This window comes from Mesorhizobium sp. USDA 4413, from assembly GCF_056280365.1.
Map to the genome: position 1 here is coordinate 5,489,174 of NZ_JBVPRP010000001.1, position 21,870 is coordinate 5,511,043.

Genomic DNA, 21,870 nt, shown 5'->3' on the forward strand with positions numbered 1-21,870 from the left:
GTTCAGAACTCCAGATGCAGCGCGAATTGCGCCGGGTTGAGCAGGCTGGTGACGAATTCGATGGCGCGCCCATCGGCGGCGCGCGTCAGGCGGCGTGTGCGCAGGAACGGCGCGCCGGGCGCGCAGGCGAGGATCGCCGCATCGGCCGCGCTCAGCATCTCGATGTCGACCCATTCCTCGCCGTGGTCGGGAACGAGCCCCGCCCCGCGCAGCGTCTGGTGCAGCGAGCCTTCACGCAAGCCGCGCAGCGGCACTTCTTCCAGCTCGGGCGATAAGGGCAAGCGGCTGCGCTCGATCGAAATGGCGTGGCCGTCATGGGCATTGGTGCGGGCGCGGTCGACGGCGATGAAGGACGGGCTCTCGACCCCGAGCCTGGCCGCCAGCTCCGCGTCCTCGATGATCTCGAGTCGCAACGTGCGCGTCTCGGCATTGGCGCCGGCATTGGCCAGCGCGCGCGACCAGCCGATCGCATCGTCGACCGGCATGCCGTCGAAGGTGACGAAGGAGCCGATGCCGACCTTGGTGGTGATGAGGCCGCGGCTCGACAGTTCCTCCAGCCCCTTGCGGACCGTGTTGCGGCTGACGGAAAAGCGCTGGACGAGCTCGTTTTCGCTCTGCAGGCGGTCGCCGAAGCCGAGCAGGCCTGAGCGTATCTCATGCTCCAGAACCGTCGCGATCTGCTCGGGCTTGCCCGTGCCGGGTGAGAGCTGCATCGCGCGACGGGCCATATCGATACCTGTTCAATGAACCTGTATGATCCTGTTCAGTAGCGTATCTGAAATGAAGCGTCAACGGACCGCTGTCCGATGCTCCGCTGGGTTAAACGAAGAAGAACTGCTCGATGCGCTGCTTGGCTTGCCGCAGCACCGGCAATATTTCGCGCTCCATCGCCTCGACCGAGAAACGCGCGGATTGCGTGGAGACGTTGATGGCGGCGATGGTGCGGCCGTCGCGGTCGGTAATCGGCACGGCGATCGAGCGCAGGCCGAGCTCCAGCTCCTCGTCGACGATCGCGAAACCATCGGCCCTTGCCCTATCGATGGCCTTGCCGAGCGCGGCGCGGCCGGTGATCGTCTTCGGCGTTCGCCGCTCGATGGACGCTTCCGCCAGGTAGGCCTTCAAGTCATCCGCCGACAGACCGGAAAGCAGCACCCGCCCCATCGACGTGCAATAGGCCGGTAGCCTGGTGCCGACATCGAGCGCGACGCTTAAGATTCGCCGGCCGGGAATACGCGCGACATAGACAACGTCCTCGCCAGACAGCACCGCCGCGTTGCAGGCTTCGTCGAATTTGCCGGCCACCTCGCGCATGACCGGCGCGGCAAAAGTCCAGAGCGAAGCGCCGCCGAGCCAGGTCCGCGCGACCGTCAAAAGACGCGGCGACAGCGAAAAGAGCCGGCCGGACTGCGACGCGTAGCCCGTGGCGACCAATGTCAGCAAGAACCGGCGAGCGCCTGCGCGGGTGAGATCCGCCTCCTCGGCCATCTCGGTCAACGTCATGCCGGCCGGATGGCGCGCGAGAATCTCCATCACCGCAAGGCCGCGTTCCAGCGAGCCGACGTGATCGCGTGAAATGGCTTCTTCTTCCACGAGCACCTCCAGACCTGCGTTGACTTAATGCGGAGCTTGGAGCTAGAAGTATCTCATTTAAAACAAATGTTCGCAATGCGAACTTTTTCCATCGACGGAGCCTTTGAGATGGTCAAGTTCCTGCCGCTGAAAGAAGCGGTCGCGGAAAACCTGCATGATGACGACACGGTCGCTTTCGAGGGCTTCACCCATCTCATCCCGACCGCCGCCGCGCATGAGGCGATCCGCCAGGGCTTTCGCGACCTGACCCTGATCCGCATGACGCCCGACCTGATCTACGACCAGATGATCGGCATGGGCATGGCGAGGAAGATCATCTTCTCCTATCTCGGCAACCCGGGCGTTGGCCTGTTGCGACGCGCTCGCGACGCCATAGAGAACGGTTTTCCCCGCGCCATCGAGGTCGAGGAGCACAGCCACGCCGGCATGGCCAACGCCTACGAGGCGGGCGCCGCGGGCCTACCCTGCGCGGTGTTCCGCGGCTATCGCGGCGCCGGGCTCGCCGCGGTCAATCCCAACATCAAGTCGGTCACTTGCCCCTTCACCGGCGAGGTGCTGGCCGCCGTCCCGGCGATCCGGCCGGACGTCACCTTCATCCACGCGCAGAAGGCGGACCGGAAAGGCAATGTGCTGGTCGAGGGCATCATCGGCATCCAGAAGGAGGCGGTGCTGGCGGCAAAGCGCGCCGTAGTGACGGTCGAGGAAGTGGTCGACAATTTCGACGACCTGCACCCCAACCTCACCGTGCTGCCGAACTGGACGATCGCGGCGATTTCCGTCGTTCCGGGCGGATCGCATCCGTCCTACACGCATGGCTATTACGAGCGCGACAACGCCGCCTATCTCGAATGGGACGAGATCGCCGCCGACCGCGACCGCTTCCAAGCTTGGATCCGGAAGAACGTCATCGAGAGCGACGCGGACGACTTTGCCGGCCGCGTCGAGCATCTGAGGAAAGCCGCATGAGCGACGCCAACGATATGGGCTTCACTCCCAACGAGATGATGACGATTGCCGCCAGTCGCGCCTTGAAAAGCGACGATGTCTGCTTCGTCGGCATCGGCGCGCCGTCGGCCGCCTGCAACGTCGCGCGGCTGACGCATGCGCCCGACATCACGCTGATCTATGAGAGCGGCACCATCGGCACGGCGCCCGATGTCCTGCCGCTGTCGATAGGCGACGGCGAATTGTGCGAGACGGCGGTCACCACCGTCGCGGTGCCGGAGATGTTCCGCTACTGGCTGCAGGGCGGCCGCATCTCGATCGGCTTCCTGGGTGCCGCCCAGCTCGACAAATTCGGCAACATCAACACCACCGTCATCGGCGACTATGCGCATCCCAAGACGCGCCTGCCCGGCGGCGGCGGCGCGCCGGAGATCGCCACCTCGTCGAGGCAAGTCTACATCACCATGGCCCAGTCGAAGCGCGGCATGGTCGAGAAGATCGACTTCTTCACCTCCTTCGGCCATGGCGACGGCGGCGACCATCGCAAGCGCCTCGGCATCGATACCGCCGGTCCGACGCTTTTGATCACCGATCTCGCCATCTGGAGACCGGACCCGGCGACCAAGGAGTTCACCGTGGTGTCGCTGCATCCCGGCGTCACGCGCGCGCAGGTGCAGGAGACTTGTGGCTGGGTCGTAAAATTCGCCGAGGCCCTTGACGCGACACCGGCGCCGACGGAACTCGAGCTGAAGACATTGCGCGACCTGCAGGCCCGCACCCAGGCGGCGCATCAAGGAACCGCCAAAGGGAAAGCTGCCTAGATGACAGAAGCCTTCATCTGCGATTACATCCGCACGCCCATCGGCCGCTTCGGCGGCTCGTTGTCCTCCGTGCGCGCCGACGATCTCGCGGCCGTCCCGCTCAAAGCGTTGGTCGAGCGCAACGTCGGCGTCGACTGGTCGGCTGTCGACGACGTCATCTATGGCTGCGCCAACCAGGCGGGCGAGGACAACCGCAATGTCGCGCGTATGGCGCTGCTGCTTGCCGGCTTGCCCCAGGACATTCCGGGTTCGACCGTCAATCGCTTGTGCGGTTCCGGCATGGATGCCATCACCATCGCCGCGCGCGCCGTCAAGGCCGGCGAGGCCGAGCTGATGATCGCCGGCGGCGTGGAATCGATGAGCCGCGCGCCCTTCGTCATGCCGAAGGCGGACACCGCCTTCTCGCGCAATGCCGAAATCTACGACACCACCATCGGCTGGCGCTTCGTCAACCCGCTGATGAAGAAGCAATATGGCGTCGATTCCATGCCGGAGACCGGCGAGAACGTGGCCGAGGATTTTGCCGTCAGCAGAGCCGATCAGGACGCCTTCGCCGTGCGCAGCCAGGACAAGGCAGTTGCCGCACAGGCCAATGGCCGCCTGGCGATGGAGATCACGCCTGTGACCGTTCCGCAGCGGAAAAGCGACGCGATCGTCGTGTCGAAAGACGAACATCCCCGCGCCGGCACCACCATCGAAGCGCTGGCCAAGTTGCCGACGCCGTTCCGCCAGGGCGGCACGGTCACGGCCGGCAATGCTTCCGGCGTCAACGACGGCGCAGCCGCACTCATCATCGCGTCGGAAGCCGCGGCGAAGAAGCACGGCCTGACGCCCATCGCCCGCATCCTCGGGGGTGCCGCCGCCGGTGTGCCGCCGCGCATCATGGGCATCGGCCCGGCGCCGGCCACCAAGAAGCTTTGCGCGCGTCTGGGCCTGACGCCCGACCGGTTCGATGTGGTTGAGCTCAATGAAGCCTTTGCCTCCCAGGGCATTGCCGTTCTGCGTGAGCTCGGCATTGCCGAAGATGCTGCGCACGTCAATCCAAACGGTGGTGCGATCGCGCTCGGTCATCCGCTCGGCATGTCGGGTGCGCGCATCACCGGCACGGCGGCGATCGAGCTACGCGAGCGCGGCGGCAAGCTAGCCTTGGCCACCATGTGCATAGGCGTCGGCCAAGGCATCGCGATAGCGCTCGAACGCGTTTGAAATGATAGAGGCACGCCAGCGTGTGCCGAGAACGTGTGCATCAATGACCTTGGCTTTCGACCTGCGCGGGCAGATGTCGTCCCGCGTGGCGCTCGTATGGGCGGTGGCGCGCATTGCCACTTCCTCGTCATGGGCGACCGCGACAAGCAGCGCCAGCGTCACGATCGAGCGCTCGCGCTTCGAGCAGCCGGGCCGCGCCCATCCCCATGCCGCCTCGGTGATCAGTTGCTGGAACGCCGGTCGAAATCGGTCGCGGCATCCTCGGCACGGTCGACACGGCGGCTGCCGAGCACTGAGCGGCGGACATCGAGACCGGTCCGGTAGCGGTTTTTCGTGACATCATCCATGAGCAGGCTTTCCCTCGGGCAACGAGGCGACGAAATCGCGGATCAGGCTGACGAGCGCTTCGGGCTGCTCGATGCACGGGATGTGCGCGGCATTGCGGATCACCTCAAAGCGCGCGCCGGGGATCAGCTCGGCCAGCGAGCGGACCAGATCCGGCGGCGTCGAACCGTCCTGGTCGCCGACGACACACAGCGTCGGCACCGCGATGCGCTGGGCACTGTCGGTGAAATCGGCATCGCGCACCGCCATGCAGGTGCCGATGTAACCCGGCAGCGCCTGCCGGGTGAGCATGTTGCGGCAGCCGGCCAGATCCTCCGCGCGCTTGGCATGGAACTCCGGTGTGAACCACACTTTCATGATGCCGTCGGCGATTGCCTCGATCCCGTCGCGCTCGACGGTCGCGATACGCGCCTTCCAGCTCTCGGCCGTGCCGATCTTATGGGCGGTGTCGCTGAGGATGAGCGCCTCGACGAGCTCCGGCCGGCGTGCATAGAGCTGCTGCGCGACCATGCCGCCGACCGACAGGCCGTAGAGCACCACCTTGTCGAAACCGAAATGATCGATGAGGCCGCTCAGATCGTCGGCGTGGTCGTCGATCGAGCGCACCCCGCTGCCGATATCCGACAGCCCATGGCCGCGCTTGTCATAGACCAGCATCGGCATTTCACCGGTGAGCCGCGCGACGACGTCGTCCCAGATGCGGAAATCGGTGCCCAGCGAATTGATGAAGATAATCGGACGCGACGTGCCGGTCGCCTCGATATGGCGATGATGCAGCGTGACGCCGCCTATGCTGACGAATGGCACGATTTCAATCCTCCAAAGCCACATTGCAAGAGCAATTTGGTTCGGTAAATCCAAACCGTCCAGGGTTGCTTCGGCCGCTCCCTCGGAGTGTGATGCTACCCGAGCGTCAGCCCCGCCTTCCTCGCCTCCTCGCGCAGGAACGGCAGTCCGACTTCGATGACGTCGCGCGGATCTTCCGCCACCGGCCGCCATACGGCGAGACCCCCGGCGATATCGACATCGACATGGTTCATGCTTTCGAGCGTGATCGCGCCCTCATAGCCGATATCGGCGATCGCCTTCATGCAGGCGGCCCAGTTGAGCATGCCGCGCCCTGGCACGCCGCGATTGGCTTCCGACACATGCACGTAGCCGAGATAGGGCGCCGCCGCCTCGAAACCGGAAGCAAAACTCTCCTCCTCGATATGCATGTGGTAGGTGTCGAGATGGATGAAGATGTTCTCGGCGCCGACCCGTTCGATAATCCGCGCCGCGTCGATGCCGCGGTTGATCAGATGCGTCTCGTACCGGTTGCAGGGCTCGATGCCGAGCTTGAGGCTGCGCGACTTCGCCGACTTCGCTGCCCGTTCGAGGAAGCGGCACATGCCGTCGATCTCGCGCTGCGTCGGCGCGCGGCCGGTGGTCTTGCCGATCGTCCCGTAGGTGACGCCGCCCAGTGCTTCGGCGCCGACCTCGTTGCAGACCGTGAAGGCCGGCTGCAGGAAGTCGAGCGCCTCGTCCGGCCGCTCGACCACGTCAAGCGCTCGCGGCAGGCCGAGCGAGGGGATAAGCTCAACGCCATAGTGATTAGCGAAGCCGCGCGTGCGCTTGGTGTCGATCTCCTCGGGTCTGAGCAGCGGGATTTCCATCAGGCCGATGCCGAGCTCCTTCAGCCGATCCATCTGCGGCTCGATGCGGGCGAGGTCCCAGACCGGCGCGATGGCAAAAGTGTGCAGTCCAAAGGTGTTCATGTCAGCCTCGTTGCTCATGCGCCGCCGCTGCGGCCGTATCGCCGCCGCCGACGATGCGGCTGACGACTTCGTTCATGTTGGTGTTGACGGTGACGAGATCGGCATCCGCCCGGCCGTGGCGCAGCACCACGATACGGTCGGTGACCGACAAAACGTCGTTCAGCCGATGCGAGATCAGGATGACGGCAATCCCTTCCGATTTCAGCCGCCGGATGAGGTCGAGCACGCTCTGCACCTCGCGCACGGCCAGCGCCGCCGTCGGCTCGTCCATGATGACGAGTTTTGGATTGAAGGTGAGAGCGCGCGCGATCGCCACGGTCTGCTGCTGGCCGCCGGAGAAGGACCCGACCGAGCGATTGATGGACGGCAGATGCGCGCCGAGCCGCTCGATCATCCTGGCGGCCTGGCGGTCCATCTCGCCTTTGTCGACGAAGCCGGGGAACAGGCCGAGCAATCGCTTCGTCGGTTCGCGTCCCAAGAAGATGTTCGATGCTACGTCCTGCTGCTTGGCCAGTGAGAGGTCTTGGTAGATCATCTCGATGCCGAGGCGCCGCCGTTGGCCGGGATCCAGCGCGAGGATGTCCTTGCCATCGAATTCGATCGAGCCTGTGTCGGCCCGGTAGATCCCGGTAATGGTCTTCATCAGCGTCGACTTGCCGGCGCCATTGTCGCCGACCAGCCCGACCACCTCGCCGGCCGCAACTGAAAGGTCGACGCCATGCAAGACATCGACCGCGCCGAAACTCTTGCGGATGCCGCGAAGCGAAAGCAGGGTCATACGCGTGACTCCTTCCGCACCTGGTACTGGTCGATGAAGACGGCGAGGATCAGCACCGCGCCGATCGCCATCTGCTGGTAGTAGGATTGGACGGCAAGCAGCGTCAGCCCGTTCTGCAGCACGCCCATGATCAGCGCGCCGATCATCGTGCCAAGGATCGAGGCGCGGCCGCCGAACAGGTTGGTGCCGCCGATAATCGCCGCCGTGATGGCGGTGAGCTCATAATTGATCCCTGCCGTCGGATCGCCGGCATTCACCCGTGCGGTGAAGAGCAGCCCGGCAAGGCCGGCCAGCGCGCCCGACAGCGTGTAGATGATGCGGCGATGATGCTCGACACGGATGCCGGCCGCGCGGGGCGGCACCTTCACTATCCCCCAGCGCCAGTGTGTGGCGGCCGAAGCGCGTATAGGCGAGCACCGCATGCGCGACGATCGCCGTCAGCACGAAGATGATCACCGGCATCGGGATGCCGAAGGGCCTGCCCTGCCCGATATAGACGATCTCGGGCGGCAGGCCATAAATCGCCCTGCCCTTCGAGATGACCAGCGCCAGACCGCGCGCAAGGCCCAGCATGCCGAGCGTGACGATGAAGGCCGGCACGAAGGCGCGGGTGACCAATTGTCCGTTGATGTAGCCGGCGATCCCGCCGGCCAGGATACAAGCGATCACAGCCAGCACCGACGGCCATCCGAGATTGACGGCGACGAAGGCGCCGGCCACGCCGGCAAGGCCCATGACCGAACCCAGCGAAAGGTCGAGCCCCCCCGAACCGATGACGAAGGTGGCGGCGATCGCCAGCACACCGATCGTCGAGGTGGCGAGAAGGATGTTGAGGAAATTGCTGAGCGACAGAAAGAAAGGCGACAAAAGTGCCATCGCCGTGCTCAGCGCCAGAAGCACCACCAGCGACTCCAGCCTGATGTGGAGCCTTTCGACGGATGCGCGCTGCACCCGAGCCCAGAAGCCGGGCTGTTCAGAAGCCATGTCTTTGCACCTTTAAGAGCGGGCAGTAAGGCAGTAGGCAGTAGGGCTTAGGCAGCAGGGAAAGGATGATAGCGGTGCGAGATGCATACTTCCCTACTGCCTACTGCCTACTGCCTACTGCCTATTCCCTCACTTCACATATTGCAGCATCGGCTCCTTGCCGGCGTCGAGCACGTCCTTGGTCAGCACCAAAGTGGGCACGGCAATACTTTCCGGGACCTTCTCGCCGCCAAGCGCCTTCTTGACGTTCTCCACCGCCTGCTTGCCCACGAGATAGGGAAGCTGCGCGACAGAGGCGTTGAGGCGGCCTTCCTTGATCGATTTCACCGCGTCGACATTGCCGTCGACGCCGATGATCGTCACCTGCGAACCCTTGCCCGCCGCATAGACCGACTCCACGGCGCCGAGCGCCATGCCGTCATTGGCGCAGAAGATGGCGACGAGATCGGGATGGGCGGTGAGCGTGTCGGTGGCGATCGAGGCCGCCTTGCCGCGATCCCAGTCGCCAGGCAGCGAGGCAACGACCTCAAGTCCGGGCGCGAGTTCCTTCAGCTTGTCGGCGAAGCCCTTGGCGCGCTTCTCGCCGGTGATGTTGCCGGACAGGCCCTCGATCACCAGCACCGGACCCTTGGCGTCCTTGCCGAGCTTGGAGACGAGATATTCAGCCCCTTGCGCGCCGGCGGCGACATTGTCGGAACCGATGTGGAAGGTGACCTTGACGCCTTCCTTGTCGAGAACGGCCTGATCGAGATTGTTGTCGAGGTCGACGATCTTGATGCCGGCGTCCTGCGCCGATTTCAGGCAGGGCAAGAGATTGGTCGAGTTGATGGCGGCGGTGATCATCGCCACCGGCTTGCGCTCGAGCATCGTATTGCAGAGATTGAGCTGCGGCTCGGCCGCCTGATCGCTCTCGGCCGCCTGCTGGAAGTATTTCACGCCTGCTTCCTTGGCGCCGTCGGCGACACCCTGGGCCATCGCGCCCCAGAACGGGTTGGCCAAAGTCTTCATCAACACGCCGTATTCGCCGTCCTCGGCTTTAGCCACGCCGACTGTGGCGCACGCAAGCGCCACGCCCATGGCAAGCGCAAATCGATTCATCTTTGGGAAAAGCGGTGTCATTCCATCCTCCATTTGTTGTTTGCGCCGGATGCCTCGGCCAGGGCCGGCGCCTTTCTTTGCGTTGTCGACAATGGGGGCTATTGTCGGTCTCCTCCCCCGGAATGCGGGCCGCTGCCTGGCGAGCCAACGGATTCCCGCATCAAAACCTTGCAGGGTTCGAGCCGCGCCCTGGGCGGTCCGCCGTCGCCTTCGATCCTGCGAAACAAAACCTCCATCGCATTGCCGGCGATCTCGCGCACCGGCTGCACCACAGCTGCGATCGCTGGCCATGTCGCCTGCATCCATTCGGCGTCGTCGAAGCCGACAAGCGAGATGTCGTTCGGGCAGTGCCAGCCGCGCCGACGGAATTCCGACAGCGCCACCAGAGTGCCCTTGAGGAAGAGCGAATAGACCGCTGTCGGCCGGTCGTCTCCAGCCTCTCGTTTGCTGAAATAGTCGCGAAGCAGCGTCCGCAAAGGCTCGACTTCGCTCTCGGAGAGCACGACGTCGATGCGGGTGTCGGGGGCAAGTTGGAGTGCGGCGCTGCGAAACCCTTCAAGGCGAGCGCGCACCGTTGCCGCCTGCTGGCCAAGCCCGACGACCAGGACGTGCCGGTGACCTTGGCCGACAAGCGCGCGCGCCACCTCGGCACTTGCCGCGGCGCTGTCGGCCGAGACCGTGTCGAAAGCGTCGTCGGACAAGACGCGGTCGATCAGCACGCCGGTCATGCCGTTGGCTTTCATGAAGGCGGCGGCCGGCCCGTGCTCGTTGCGCACCGGCGCCAGCACCACGCCGGCAACGCGCCAGTCATGCATGCGGGCAAGGATTTCTTTCTCGCGCGTTTCCGATTCACGGCTCGATGCCGCGACCAGCGTATAGCCGCGCTGCTCGGCAAGCCCTTCCAGTTCGGTGACCATCGAGCCGAAGAACTCGCTTTCGAATTCCGGCATGATTGCGCCGATGATGCGGCGTTTGGCCCTGCGCATGTCGGAGGCCAGAGGATCGACGCGGTAGCCCAGGCGTTCGACGGCATCGAACACACGCCGGGCGTTCTCCGGCCTCACCGTGGTAACGCCGGCCAGCACCTTGGAGACGGTGGCAGCGGACACGCCGGCATGGCTTGCCACGTCGTGAATCGACGGACGCCTCTGCTTGGCTTCCTGTTGCGCCATTGACCTCCTCCCGAGGGCAGACAGCGGGTTTCGCCGCCTCGCTAATCTAACCGATAAATCGATTTTTCGTTCTTGTAAATCGTTTCACCGGGAGTAAGACTGGAAAGATGTGTTGACGCGATCCAATCGTGTCCCGGGAGGAGAACATGTCCGCTAACACCTTGCCGCTGGTCATCAGCGCACCCGAACCGCGCACGCTCGACCTGATCTTCACGCCGCCGCAACTGGCCCGCCTTCGCAGCCATTATCGCATTGTCGAGACCACGCCGGAAGGCGTTTCCGCCTTACCCGCCGAAACGCTGGCGGAGGCGCGCTACATCATCGGTCAGCCGCCGATTTCAGCCGAGACGCTGGAGAAGCTTAAGGCGCTGCGCTGCATCTTCAACGTCGAGACCAACCTCCTCAACAACATGCCTTATGAGACGCTGTTCGCGCGCGGCATCCATGTCGTCACCACCGGCCTTGTCTTTGCCGAGCCGGTGGCGGAGCTTGGCCTTGCAATGGCCCTCAACCTTGCGCGCAACATCGTCGATGCCGACCTCGCCTTCCGGCAGGGCAAGGAATTGTGGGGCGGCGACGGCAATCAGACGGCGCGGCTCTTGTCCGGCGCCGATGTCGGCATCATCGGCTTCGGCGATCTCGGCCGCGCGCTCAACCGTCTGCTGACAGGTTTTCGCACCCGCACCAAGGTCTATGATCCTTGGTTGCCGCCGTCGATCCTGATCGACAACGGCGTCCAGCCGGCCTCGCTGGACGAGGTGCTGTCGCAGAGCGATTTCGTCTTCGTCGTCGCTTCCGTCACCAGCGAGAACCAGGGTTTCCTCGGAGCGGACTCATTCGCCAAAATGCGCAAGGGCGCGGCCTTCATCCTGCTCAGCCGCGCCGGGGTCGTCGACTTCCCGGCACTGATGCAAGCGGTGAAGAGCGGCCACATCGTTGCCGCAAGCGATGTCTTCCCGGAGGAGCCGCTGGCCAAGGACCATCCCGTCCGCGCCCTCCCCGGCTTCCTGCGCTCCGCGCATCGTGCCGGCGCGCTCGACATCGCCTTCAAGCGCATGGGCGACATGGTGCTGGAGGACATGGACTTGATCGACCGCGGCTTGCCGCCGCTGCGCTCGAAGCGTGCCGAACGAGAGACGGTGTCGAGGATGCGTTCCAAACCGGTCGACAGGAACTGAGCTCGAAGAGCTGCCTAAAGCGTGCCGAGCCGAAGCGCGTCGCGCGCGATCTTCCAAGCCGTCTCCACATGCCGCCGGGCCGCGGCCTCCGCCGCTTCCGGCTTGCGCGAACGGATCGCATCCATGATCGCGTGCATTTCAGCGATCGCCGGCTCGCGGCGGTTCTGCGACAGGATCGTCATCGAGCGCAGCTGGTTGATGCGGACATTGAGGCCGGTAACGATCTCCCAGGCGATGCGCTTGTCGGCGGCTTCGAACAGCACCTCGTAAAAGCTCGCCGTCGCCCGCATCACCTCGGCTGGCACGCCCGACGCCCACGCCTCGAGCAGCTTCGCCAGCGCCGCATCGAGCAAGGCAATCTGATCGTCGGTGGCCGAGGTGGCGCAAGCCCTCGCCGCTATGCCTTCCAGCAGCGCGCGCAACTCGTAGATCTCGTCGGTTCGGCCGAGATCTGGCTTCGCCACAGCCGGCCCGTGCCCCGGTATCATCTGCACAAGGCCTTCGGCCTCCAGTTGCCGCAGCACCTCGCGCACCACCGACCGGCTGACCCCGAGCTGATCGCATAACGGCCTCTCGACCAGCCTTTCGCCGGGCTGGAAATGAAAATCCATGATCGCCTCGCGCATGCGCTCCAGCGCCAGCGTCCTCAACGTCTTGGCGGAGCGGTCGATGCGAAGCGTGTCAGCCATTTTCCTCAATCCCTAGCCTCGTCACAAAAACAGATTCCATGACCGATTGACAAGGCACGCGGCACTCCATAGCATGGTATACCATAAGACGATACAGGAATCGATGCAGCCGCGAGCGGCTCCATCCCGAGGAATTTCATGCAGCCGGCCATCCGCAAGATCGTGACTTATACCGAGAACACGCTGATCGAGGGCGGCAAGGCAGCTCCGCGGCCGTTGCGCCTGATCGGCGTCGCCGCTGTGCTCACCAACCCATGGGCGGGCCGCGGCTTCACCGAGGATCTCTCACCGGAGATCCGCACTTTCGCACCGGTGCTCGGCGAAACATTGACCAATGAGATCATCGGTGTCGCGGGTTCGGGCGAAGCAATCGAAGGCTACGGCAAGGCCGCCATCTGCGGCACGTCGGGCGAGGTCGAGCATGCCTCGGCGCTGATCCACACCCTGCATTTCGGCAACCATTATCGCCGCGCCGTCGGCGCCAAGACCTATCTCGCCTTCACCAATTTGCGCGGCGGTCCCAACACGCCGATCATGATTCCGCTGATGGACAAGAACGACGAAGGCCGCCGCTCGCATTATCTCACCGTGCATTTCCAGATCGGCGACGCGCCTGCCCCGGACGAGCTGGTGGTGGCGCTCGGCGCGTCGATCGGCGGCCGGCCGCATCACCGCATCGGCGATCGCTATCAGGACCTGAAGGAGCTCGGAGACCTGCATGGCTGACGCCGCGACGATCCGCAGCAAGGCGACCGACGGCACCGGCTTCGTCCGTGCCGGTGCGGGCGCGCCGGTCCTGCTCATCCACGGCGTCGGCATGGATGCGGCGATCTGGCAGCCGCAGATCGCCGCCATGCAAGATCGGTTCGACGTGATCGCCATCGACATGCTCGGCCATGGCGCTTCGCCTTTGCCCCCGGAAAACGCCGGCCTCTCCCACTTCGCCGATCAGGCGATCCGCCTGCTTGATCATCTCGGCTTGGACCGCGTCGCTGTCGTCGGCCACTCGATGGGCGCGCTGGTGGCACAGGAAATCGCGCTTCGCGCCCCGGCTCGCGTCAGCGCGCTGGTCTGCCTCAACGCTGTCTTTCGCCGCCCTCCCGAGCTTGCGCAGGCAGTGCGCGAACGGGCGGCAGCGCTCGGCGGCCCCGGCGATCCGGCAGCCATCGCCGCGACGATCGCGCGCTGGTTCGGCAATCCGATTCCGCCGGGCCTCTCAGACGCGGCCGCGACGGCCCGCGCGGCGCTCGAAAGCGTCGACGCCGAGGGCTATGCCCGCACCTACCGCCTCTTTGCCAGCGCCGATACCGCACATGCCGATCGGCTGGCCGACCTTGCCGTACCTGCACTGTTCATGACCGGCTCGGAAGACCGCAACTCCACGCCCGCTATGTCGGCAGCCATGGCGCGTCTTGCTCCGGCAGGACGATGCCTGGTGCTGAGCGGTGAAAAGCACATGATGACAATCGCTTCGCCGCAAAAAGTGACTCCGCGCATCATGGCCTTTCTCGACCGGGTGGCAGATGTTCCCGCAAGCGCCGAGGCGGCTCCGGCGTTCGACGCCCCCGCATTCGATGCCCCCGCATTCGACGCCATGGAGTTCCGGCGTGCGCTGGGCTCATTCCTGACCGGCGTCACCATCGTCACCACCATTGACGAGGCCGGCGACCCGCGCGGCTTCACCGCAAACTCCTTCACCTCGGTCTCGCTCGATCCGCCGCTGGTGCTGGTCTGCATCGCCAAGAAGGCGCTGGGGCATCAGGCCTTCTCGGCCTCCAGGGGCTTTGCCGTCAACATCCTGGCGGAAGCTCAGAAGGCCGCGTCCGGAATCTTCGCCTCGAAGGCTCCTGACAAGTTCGCGTCCGTCGCGTGGCAGCCGGGACAGACCGGCAATCCGCTGATCGAGGGATCGGTCGCGGTGTTCGATTGCAGCATGGAGCAGTTGATCGATGCCGGCGATCATTCGATCCTCATCGGCCGCGTCCATGACTTCAGCCACAATGGTGCGCAGCCTCTCGGATACTGCCGGGGCGCCTATGTGACGCCGGGCCTCAGCCAGGAAGCACTTGCGGCTGCCGCTCCGCCCGGAACGGAAGTGGGCGCGATTCTGGAGAACGAAGGCCGCGTGCTCTTCTTCGAGACCGCAGAGGGGTTCCACCAATTGCCCGCCGGCCGGGGCCTCGGTGCCGCGAACGATGCCCGCAGCCTCAGGGGAAAACTCGCCGCCAAGGCGATCGATGCCGAGCTCGGCTTCCTCTACGCGGTGTGGGACGACGCGACGGACGCCGCGCGCACCCATGTCTATTATCGCGGAACGGTGGACGCCCCCGTCTCAGGCGACGGCCAGATCCGCTTTGTCGAGATCGAACGCATCGCCGAATTGAAGATCGCCGACCCGGCAGTGCGTTCGATGCTCGCCCGCTATGCGCGCGAGCGCGCCGAGGACACGTTCGGCGTCTATGTCGGCAACGAGGTCGAAGGCGAGGTCCGGCCGCTCGCCAAGCCGGCGCCGTCGGCGCCGATCCATTCCGGCCCATTCCATTCCGGCCAGCGGTGAGACCGATGAAGTTTTCGCTTTTCGTCCATATGGAGCGCTCGGACCTCGCCAAGCCGCATTCCGAACTGCTGGCGGAACTGGAAGAATTGGTCCTGCTGGCGGAGCAGGCCGGCTTCGAGACAGCCTGGATCGGCGAGCACCACGGGATGGAATTCACCATCTCGCCGAACCCGTTCATCAACATCGCCTATCTCGCCGCCAAGACGAAAACCATCCGTCTCGGCACCGGCACGATCATCGCGCCGTTCTGGCATCCGATCAAACTCGCGGGCGAAGCGGCGATGGCCGATGTCGTCACCGGCGGCAGGCTGGATCTGGGCATCGCGCGCGGCGCCTACAGCTATGAGTATCAGCGCGTCTTCCCCGGGCTGGATGCATGGGGCGCCGGCCAGCGCATGCGCGAGATGATTCCGGCGATCCGCGGCCTTTGGGACGGGGACTACGAGCATTCCGGCGAGTTCTGGCAGTTCCCGCCGACCACCTCGTCTCCCAAGCCTTTGCAAAAACCCTACCCGCCGATCTGGGTGGCGGCGCGCGACCCGAACTCGCACGATTTCGCGGTCGCCAACAGATGCCAGGTCCAGGTGACGCCGCTTGCCTCCGGCGATGGCGAGGTGGCGAGCCTGATGGAGCGCTTCAACGCCGCCTGCCAGGCGCATCCGGATATCCCGCGGCCGGAAATCATGCTCTTGATGCACACATTCGTCGCAGAGGACGCCGCCGACGCCGACAGCCTGACCCAGGACCTGTCGCAGTTCTACTGCCAGTTCGGCGCCTGGTTTCAGAACAAGAAACCCGTCCGCCAAGGCGTCCTGGAGCCGCTGACCGAGGAAGAGATCGCGGCGATGCCGCAATACGCACCGGAGAAGATCCGGCAGAACCTGGTCATCGGCGAGGCAGACGAGGTGATCGCGAGGCTGAAGACTTACGAGTCGCAGGGCTACGACCAGTACTCGATTTGGATCGACAGCGGACTTTCGCATGAGCGCAAGAAGAAATCGCTGCAGCTGTTCATCGACAAGGTGGTGCCGGCCTTCCAGGAGGCAGGCGCGCGATGAGCAGCACTGTCTTCAGGAACTACATAGACGGCCAGTTCACTGAGCCCGCCTCCAGCTTCGACAGCGTCGATCCGTCCACGGGCCTGCCCTGGGCGACGATGCCGGCCGCGTCCGTTGCCGATGTCGAGCGCGCCGTGGAGGCCGCGCATCGGGCGCTGCGTTCCGGCCCATGGTCGGCGATGACAGCAACAGCGCGCGGAAAACTGCTGGTGAAGCTCGGCGATCTCGTCGCTGCCAATGCCGGCCGACTGGCCGAGCTGGAAACCCGCGACACCGGCAAGATCATCCGCGAGACGCGCTCGCAGATCGCCTATGTCGGCGACTATTACCGCTATTATGGCGGGCTGGCCGACAAGCACGAAGGCGCCTTCATCCCGATCGACAAGGCCGATATGGAGGTGACGGTGCGGCCCGAACCGATCGGCGTCGTCGCGGCCGTCGTGCCATGGAACTCTCAGCTCTTCCTGTCGGCGGTCAAGCTCGGCCCGGCGCTGGCCGCCGGCTGCACGGTGGTTCTCAAGGCCTCCGAGGATGGCCCGGCGCCGCTGCTCGCTTTCGCCGAACTCGTCCACGAAGCCGGTTTCCCGGCCGGCAGCGTCAACATCATCACCGGCTTCGGCCACGATTGCGGGCATCGCCTGACAAGCCATCCGCTGGTCGCGCGCGTCGCCTTCACGGGCGGTCCTTCGACCGCCCGGCGGATCGTCGCCAACACGGCCGAGAACCTCGCCTACACGACGCTCGAGCTCGGCGGCAAGAGCCCGGTCGTCGTCTTCGCCGACGCCGATCTCGACAGCGCCGCCAATGCGGTCGTGGCGGGCATCTTCGCGGCGACAGGCCAGAGCTGCGTCGCCGGCTCGCGGCTCTTGGTCGAGCGATCGGTCAAGGATGATTTTCTCGCCCGGCTGAAACGCAAGGCCGAAGCCATAGTCATCGGCGACCCGCGGGACCCGGCGACCGAGATGGGCCCGCTGGCGACGGCGCGCCAGCGCGAACGGATCGAGGCGATCGTCTCGGAAAGCGTGGCGGCGGGCGGGCGGCTCGTCACCGGCGGCGCGCGGCCGAAGGACAAGACCGACGGATACTACTACGCGCCGACTATCATCGAGGCGCAGGACCAGGCCCTCGCCTGCATGCGCGAAGAGCTGTTCGGCCCGGTGCTCAGCGTGCTCGCCTTCGACATCGAGGCCGAGGCGCTGGCTTTAGCCAACGACACGCCCTTCGGGCTCGCTTCCGGCGTCTTCACCTCGAATCTCGCCAAGGCGCATCGCATGGCGCGCGGCATCCATGCCGGCGTCGTCTGGGTCAACACCTACCGCGCCGTATCGCCGCTGGTGCCCTTCGGCGGCTACGGCCTTTCCGGCCTCGGCCGCGAGGGCGGCCTGGACGCCATCCGCGACTACACGCGTCCGAAATCGGTGTGGATCCGCACCTCGGATGATCCGATCCCCGATCCCTTCGTCATGCGCTGAGGGCGTGACGAGGTTGGACTGCCAAGAACAAGAAACGGAACAAACAAATCAGAGGAGAACGACATGAAACTGATTTTTGCCGGCATCCTTGCCGGGTTGATGGCGACGACGGCCGCGAAGGCCGACGAAATGGTCTTCACCAGCTGGGGTGGGACGACCCAAGAAGCCCAAACCAAATCCTGGGCCGAACCATTCAGCGCTTCGTCGGGCATCAAGGTGTTGCAGGACGGTCCGACCGACTACGGCAAGCTGAAGGCCATGGTCGACGCCAAGAACGTCACTTGGGACGTCGTCGACGTCGAGATGGACTTCGCCATCAAGGCGGCCAAGGATGGCCTGCTCGAGCCGATCGACTTCGCCGTCGTGCCGAAGGCCGATCTCGACCCGCGCTTCTCGAATGAGAACGCCGTTGGCAGCTTCTACTATTCCTTCGTGCTCGCTTGGAACAAAGGCGCCGTCTCCGGTGAGCCCGCAAGCTGGGCCGACATGTTCGACACCAAGAAATTTCCCGGAAAGCGCACCTTCTACAAATGGTCGGCGCCAGGTGTGATCGAGATCGCGCTGCTCGCCGATGGCGTGCCGGCCGACAAGCTCTATCCGCTCGACCTCGACCGCGCGTTCAAGAAGCTCGACACCATCAAGTCCGACATCGTCTGGTGGGGCGGCGGCGCTGAATCGCAGCAGTTGATCGCCTCCGGCGAGGCCGCTTTCGGCCAGCTCTGGAACGGCCGCGTCTTCGCGCTGGAAAAGGATGGCGCCGACGTCGGCGTTTCCTGGAACCAGAACCTCACCGCCGCCGATGTGCTTGTCGTCCCGAAGGGCGCCAAGAACAAGGATGCAGCGATGAAATTCCTTGCCGCCGCGACCAGCCCCACCGGCCAGGCGAAATTCGCGGAAGCCAGCGGCTATGCGCCGATCAACACCAAGGCCAAGGCAGAGATGCCCGCTGAGGTGGTCAAGGGCCTGCCCGACGCCCATGTCGAGAGCCAGATCAACCTCGACATGAACTATTGGGCCGAGCATCGCGACGAGATCGCCACGCGCTGGTACGCCTGGCAGGCGAAGTGACGCGCGTTCCTTCATGACAAAATTCGGGACGGCACCGGCCGTCCCGATCGCCAATCCGGGATACCGAGATGTCGGTAGAAGCAGAGCAAGGGATCGCAACCCCTCGGATACCGGCAGGCCTTGGCGGCCTGCTTCCGGCGTTGATGCTTATCGGATTGTTTTTCGTCGTGCCGGTGCTGGCGCTGTTGCTGCGTAGCGTCACCGATCCCGCTCCGGGCCTGCAGAATTACGCGGCGCTGCTGGGCGACGGCACCTATGCGCGGGTGTTCTTCAACACTTTCCTGGTCGCCGCCGTCGTCACCATCGTCACCGTGCTCGTCGCCTTCCCCGTCGCCTGGATGCTGGCCATCATGCCGCCGGCGCTCGCCTCGATCCTGTTCGGCATCATCATCCTGTCGATGTGGACGAACCTGTTGACCCGCACTTATGCCTGGATGGTACTGTTGCAGCGCACCGGTGTCATCAACCGGGCGCTGATGGGCGCGGGCATCATCGACCAGCCGCTGCCGCTCATCAACAATCTCACCGGTGTCACCATCGGCATGGTCTATATCATGCTGCCCTTCATGATCCTGCCGCTGGTCGGCACCTTGCGGGCCATCGATCCGATGACTTTGCGCGCTGCCGCCCTTTGCGGCGCGAGCCCGCTTGCCGCCTTCCGCCGCATCCTTTTGCCGCTCTCGCTTCCCGGCATCGCCGCCGGCGGCCTGATGGTCTTCGTCATGTCGCTTGGCTATTTCGTCACGCCCGCGCTGCTCGGCGGCACGTCGAACATGATGCTCGCCGAAATGATCGCGCAGATGATCCAGTCGCTGCTCAACTGGGGACTGGGGAGTGCTGCCGCCTTCATCCTGCTCGTCGTCACCATGGCGCTCTACGCGCTGCAACTGCGCCTGGTCGGCGCAAGACGCACGACCGGAGGCGCCTGAGATGCTGCTCGACTATGACCGTCTCGGCTGGCTGAAGGTCGCGCTGCTTGCCTTCACCACGCTCGTTGCGGCCTTCCTTCTGCTGCCTGTGGTCTTCATCGTCCTGCTGTCCTTCGGCTCGTCGCGCTGGCTGGCGTTCCCCCCGCCCGGCTGGACGCTGAAATGGTATCAGGAGCTGTTTGCCGATCCGTCCTGGATCGAGGCCGCGCTGACCAGCGCCCGCATTGCTACGATGACGGCGATCCTCGCCGTCGCCATCGGCCTGCTCGCCTCCTTCGCGCTGGTCCGCGGCCAGTTCGGCGGCCGCGAGATCCTGCGCGGGCTGCTGCTCACGCCAATGGTACTGCCGGTCGTCGTTTTCGCCATCGCCATCTATGCCTTTTTTCTGAGGCTTGGCCTTGGCGGCACGACCGTCGGCTTCGTCGTCGCTCACACCGTGTTGGCGCTGCCCTTCGCCATCATCCCGATCGCCACCGCGCTCGAAGGCTTCGACAAGTCGATCGAGGACGCGGCCATCGTCTGCGGCGCGAGCCCGCTGCAGGCCAAGCTTCGCATCACCTTGCCGTCGATCCGCATCGGCATCTTCTCCGCCGCGATCTTTTCCTTCCTGGCCTCCTGGGACGAGGTGGTCGTGGCGATCTTCATGGCGAGCCCCACCTTGCAGACCTTGCCGGTCAAGATCTGGGGCAGCCTCCGCTCCGATCTCACGCCCGTGATCGCCGCCGCCTCCAGCCTGCTGGTCGCGCTTACGCTCGCCCTGATGATCGTGACGGCACTCTTGCGCCGAAAGCTGCAGACATGACCCAGCCCTTCCTCTCGATCCGCAAATTGCGCAAGGCGTTCGGCGCCTTCACCGCCGTTCACGATGTCACGCTGGATATCCCGAAGGGCGAGTTCCTGACCTTTCTCGGACCGTCCGGCTCAGGCAAATCGACCACGCTCTATGCCATTGCCGGCTTTCAGGATCCGACCTCCGGGGACGTGCTGCTGCAAGGCAAGTCGTTGCTTTCGGTGCCCTCGCACAAGCGCAACATCGGCATGGTCTTTCAGCGCTACACACTATTCCCGCATCTGACCGTCGCCGAAAACGTCGCTTTCCCGCTCCGCGTCCGCCGCCGGCCCGATGCCGAGGTCAAGCGCAAGGTCGCCGACATGCTCTCGCTGGTGCGGCTGGAAAACTTCGCCGAGCGGCTGCCTGCGGCTCTCTCGGGCGGTCAGCAGCAACGTGTCGCGCTTGCCCGCGCGCTGGCCTACGATCCCCCGATCCTTCTGATGGACGAGCCGCTCTCGGCGCTCGACAAGAAACTGCGTGAAGAAATCCAGGCCGAGATCCGCCGCATCCATCGCGAGACCGGCGTCACCATCCTCTACGTCACGCATGACCAGGAAGAAGCGCTGCATCTGTCAGACCGCATCGCCCTCTTCCGCGAAGGCCGCATCGAGCAGATCGGTACCGGTGAGGACCTTTATCTCAGACCCGCCACCGATTTCGTCGCCGGCTTTATCGGTAACTCGAATTTCCTCGCCGCGGAACATCTGGAAACGGTGGGCGGCACCTCCACCATCCGCCTCGCCGACGGCGCGCTCGTCTCCGGCATCAGCGCGAACGGCAGCTTGGCGCCCGGGCAGAAGACCAGGCTGATGATCAGGCCGGAAGCTTTTCGTTTGGAGCGCTCGCCGAACAATGCGGAGCTTTCGGTCGAGATCGTCGATGTCGCCTTCTACGGCGAGCGCCGGCGAATTGTCGCGCGCACAAGCGCCGGCCAGGAAATCGACATCCGGCCGACCTCCGCCGCGCTCGCGGCGCAGGAAGTAGCGCCTTCCCGTCGCCCGGTGTTTTTCGATCCTGGCGCGGCTTTCCTGTTTCCCGCCTGACCGTCGACTGCCCTTCGGGTGAACAAATTTTGATTTTGCCGCGATTGCCGGGTCAAGGCGGGCTCACACAACCTTGAATGCCGCAGCGCAACATGACCGATCTGTAAGCTGACAGCGCCGCATCGGCAGGACTACTGTCCCGCCGATCAACGAGGCCGATCTCAACCCCCAACCATCCTGAAAAGGCTTGATAATTCTTGCCTGCCACGTGGACGGCGCCATGAGCATTTCATCAACACAACAGCCCATTCGCAACCGGCCGAAGCGCTTTCGCAGCATCGTGCTTTTGGCCATACTCATCCTGCTCGGCGGCGGCTATGGCGTGTGGCGCAATCACGCCCACGCAAA

Annotated in this window: 22 protein-coding genes and 1 pseudogene; 12 read left to right on the forward strand and 11 right to left on the reverse strand. The window is 64.8% G+C overall.

Annotation, left to right across the window (positions count from 1 at the left end; translation table 11 throughout):
* Positions 1-2 precede the first annotated feature (2 nt).
* Both ACVMIM_RS26820 and ACVMIM_RS26825 read right to left on the reverse strand, forming a co-directional pair.
* The gene (locus ACVMIM_RS26820) at positions 3-728 is read right to left on the reverse strand and encodes a GntR family transcriptional regulator (RefSeq protein ID WP_476115567.1); all 726 of its coding nucleotides are present in this window, start codon (positions 726-728) and stop codon (positions 3-5) included.
* 91 nt (positions 729-819) lie between these two features.
* The gene (locus tag ACVMIM_RS26825; RefSeq protein ID WP_476115568.1) at positions 820-1,590 is read right to left on the reverse strand and encodes an IclR family transcriptional regulator domain-containing protein; all 771 of its coding nucleotides are present in this window, start codon (positions 1,588-1,590) and stop codon (positions 820-822) included.
* A gap of 108 nt (positions 1,591-1,698) precedes the next feature.
* On the opposite strand from ACVMIM_RS26825, the gene ACVMIM_RS26830 reads away from it, so the two are divergent.
* The 3 genes from ACVMIM_RS26830 to pcaF are packed head-to-tail and all read left to right on the forward strand — an operon-like array spanning position 1,699 to position 4,562.
* On the forward strand, positions 1,699-2,556 hold the full coding sequence (locus ACVMIM_RS26830) for a CoA transferase subunit A (protein ID WP_476115570.1): 858 nt from the start codon (positions 1,699-1,701) through the stop codon (positions 2,554-2,556).
* Entirely contained in the window at positions 2,553-3,356 is an 804-nt protein-coding gene (locus ACVMIM_RS26835) for a CoA-transferase subunit beta (protein ID WP_476115571.1), read from the forward strand. Before ACVMIM_RS26830 ends, ACVMIM_RS26835 begins: the two co-directional genes overlap by 4 nt.
* On the forward strand, positions 3,357-4,562 hold the full coding sequence (gene pcaF / locus ACVMIM_RS26840) for a 3-oxoadipyl-CoA thiolase (protein WP_476115573.1): 1,206 nt from the start codon (positions 3,357-3,359) through the stop codon (positions 4,560-4,562).
* Between the two features lie 69 nt (positions 4,563-4,631).
* On the opposite strand, the pseudogene ACVMIM_RS26845 reads toward pcaF, so the two are convergent.
* The 8 genes and pseudogenes from ACVMIM_RS26845 to ACVMIM_RS26880 form a co-directional block, all read right to left on the reverse strand.
* A pseudogene (locus ACVMIM_RS26845) lies at positions 4,632-4,909 on the reverse strand (carboxymuconolactone decarboxylase family protein); the annotation flags it as partial.
* The gene (pcaD, locus tag ACVMIM_RS26850; RefSeq protein ID WP_476115574.1) at positions 4,902-5,714 is read right to left on the reverse strand and encodes a 3-oxoadipate enol-lactonase; all 813 of its coding nucleotides are present in this window, start codon (positions 5,712-5,714) and stop codon (positions 4,902-4,904) included. The gene pcaD and the pseudogene ACVMIM_RS26845, both read right to left, overlap by 8 nt.
* A 95-nt stretch (positions 5,715-5,809) precedes the next feature.
* Positions 5,810-6,664, reverse strand: coding sequence for a sugar phosphate isomerase/epimerase family protein (locus tag ACVMIM_RS26855; RefSeq protein ID WP_040996244.1), 855 nt, complete (start codon positions 6,662-6,664; stop codon positions 5,810-5,812).
* Position 6,665: 1 nt separating this feature from the next.
* Positions 6,666-7,442 (reverse strand): ATP-binding cassette domain-containing protein, encoded by a 777-nt coding sequence (locus tag ACVMIM_RS26860; protein WP_278048283.1) that lies wholly within the window; start codon positions 7,440-7,442, stop codon positions 6,666-6,668.
* Positions 7,439-7,759: an ABC transporter permease gene (locus tag ACVMIM_RS26865; RefSeq protein ID WP_476117376.1), complete on the reverse strand. Its 321-nt coding sequence runs from the start codon at positions 7,757-7,759 to the stop codon at positions 7,439-7,441. Before ACVMIM_RS26865 ends, ACVMIM_RS26860 begins: the two co-directional genes overlap by 4 nt.
* A complete protein-coding gene (locus ACVMIM_RS26870; protein WP_476115576.1) occupies positions 7,662-8,426 on the reverse strand; it encodes an ABC transporter permease in 765 nt (254 codons plus the stop codon). Before ACVMIM_RS26870 ends, ACVMIM_RS26865 begins: the two co-directional genes overlap by 98 nt.
* A gap of 129 nt (positions 8,427-8,555) precedes the next feature.
* Positions 8,556-9,545, reverse strand: coding sequence for a sugar ABC transporter substrate-binding protein (locus tag ACVMIM_RS26875; RefSeq protein WP_476115577.1), 990 nt, complete (start codon positions 9,543-9,545; stop codon positions 8,556-8,558).
* 77 nt (positions 9,546-9,622) lie between these two features.
* Positions 9,623-10,696 (reverse strand): LacI family DNA-binding transcriptional regulator, encoded by a 1,074-nt coding sequence (locus ACVMIM_RS26880; protein ID WP_040996055.1) that lies wholly within the window; start codon positions 10,694-10,696, stop codon positions 9,623-9,625.
* Positions 10,697-10,842: 146 nt separating this feature from the next.
* On the opposite strand from ACVMIM_RS26880, the gene ACVMIM_RS26885 reads away from it, so the two are divergent.
* The gene (locus tag ACVMIM_RS26885; RefSeq protein WP_476115579.1) at positions 10,843-11,874 is read left to right on the forward strand and encodes a hydroxyacid dehydrogenase; all 1,032 of its coding nucleotides are present in this window, start codon (positions 10,843-10,845) and stop codon (positions 11,872-11,874) included.
* A gap of 14 nt (positions 11,875-11,888) precedes the next feature.
* Here the strand turns inward: ACVMIM_RS26885 and ACVMIM_RS26890 are convergent, their stop codons facing one another.
* Positions 11,889-12,563 carry a GntR family transcriptional regulator gene (locus ACVMIM_RS26890; RefSeq protein ID WP_476115580.1) on the reverse strand — a complete coding sequence of 225 codons (675 nt, stop codon included), beginning with the start codon at positions 12,561-12,563 and terminating at the stop codon, positions 11,889-11,891.
* A gap of 138 nt (positions 12,564-12,701) precedes the next feature.
* Between ACVMIM_RS26890 and ACVMIM_RS26895 the strand changes: the two genes are divergently transcribed.
* From ACVMIM_RS26895 to ACVMIM_RS26930, 8 genes are all read left to right on the forward strand, one after another.
* The gene (locus tag ACVMIM_RS26895) at positions 12,702-13,289 is read left to right on the forward strand and encodes an amino acid synthesis family protein (protein WP_476115582.1); all 588 of its coding nucleotides are present in this window, start codon (positions 12,702-12,704) and stop codon (positions 13,287-13,289) included.
* Positions 13,282-15,120 carry an alpha/beta fold hydrolase gene (locus tag ACVMIM_RS26900; protein WP_476115583.1) on the forward strand — a complete coding sequence of 613 codons (1,839 nt, stop codon included), beginning with the start codon at positions 13,282-13,284 and terminating at the stop codon, positions 15,118-15,120. The genes ACVMIM_RS26895 and ACVMIM_RS26900 overlap by 8 nt, the downstream gene beginning before the upstream one ends.
* A gap of 5 nt (positions 15,121-15,125) precedes the next feature.
* The gene (locus tag ACVMIM_RS26905) at positions 15,126-16,178 is read left to right on the forward strand and encodes an LLM class flavin-dependent oxidoreductase (protein ID WP_476115585.1); all 1,053 of its coding nucleotides are present in this window, start codon (positions 15,126-15,128) and stop codon (positions 16,176-16,178) included.
* Complete coding sequence (locus tag ACVMIM_RS26910; protein WP_476115586.1) at positions 16,175-17,650, forward strand: aldehyde dehydrogenase; 1,476 nt, start codon at positions 16,175-16,177, stop codon at positions 17,648-17,650. Before ACVMIM_RS26905 ends, ACVMIM_RS26910 begins: the two co-directional genes overlap by 4 nt.
* 63 nt (positions 17,651-17,713) lie before the next feature.
* The gene (locus ACVMIM_RS26915; RefSeq protein WP_040996068.1) at positions 17,714-18,718 is read left to right on the forward strand and encodes an ABC transporter substrate-binding protein; all 1,005 of its coding nucleotides are present in this window, start codon (positions 17,714-17,716) and stop codon (positions 18,716-18,718) included.
* A gap of 68 nt (positions 18,719-18,786) precedes the next feature.
* Positions 18,787-19,647: an ABC transporter permease gene (locus ACVMIM_RS26920; protein WP_476115588.1), complete on the forward strand. Its 861-nt coding sequence runs from the start codon at positions 18,787-18,789 to the stop codon at positions 19,645-19,647.
* A 1-nt stretch (position 19,648) separates the two neighbouring features.
* Positions 19,649-20,449, forward strand: coding sequence for an ABC transporter permease (locus ACVMIM_RS26925; protein WP_278048295.1), 801 nt, complete (start codon positions 19,649-19,651; stop codon positions 20,447-20,449).
* Positions 20,446-21,522: an ABC transporter ATP-binding protein gene (locus tag ACVMIM_RS26930; protein WP_476115590.1), complete on the forward strand. Its 1,077-nt coding sequence runs from the start codon at positions 20,446-20,448 to the stop codon at positions 21,520-21,522. Before ACVMIM_RS26925 ends, ACVMIM_RS26930 begins: the two co-directional genes overlap by 4 nt.
* Positions 21,523-21,870 lie beyond the last annotated feature (348 nt).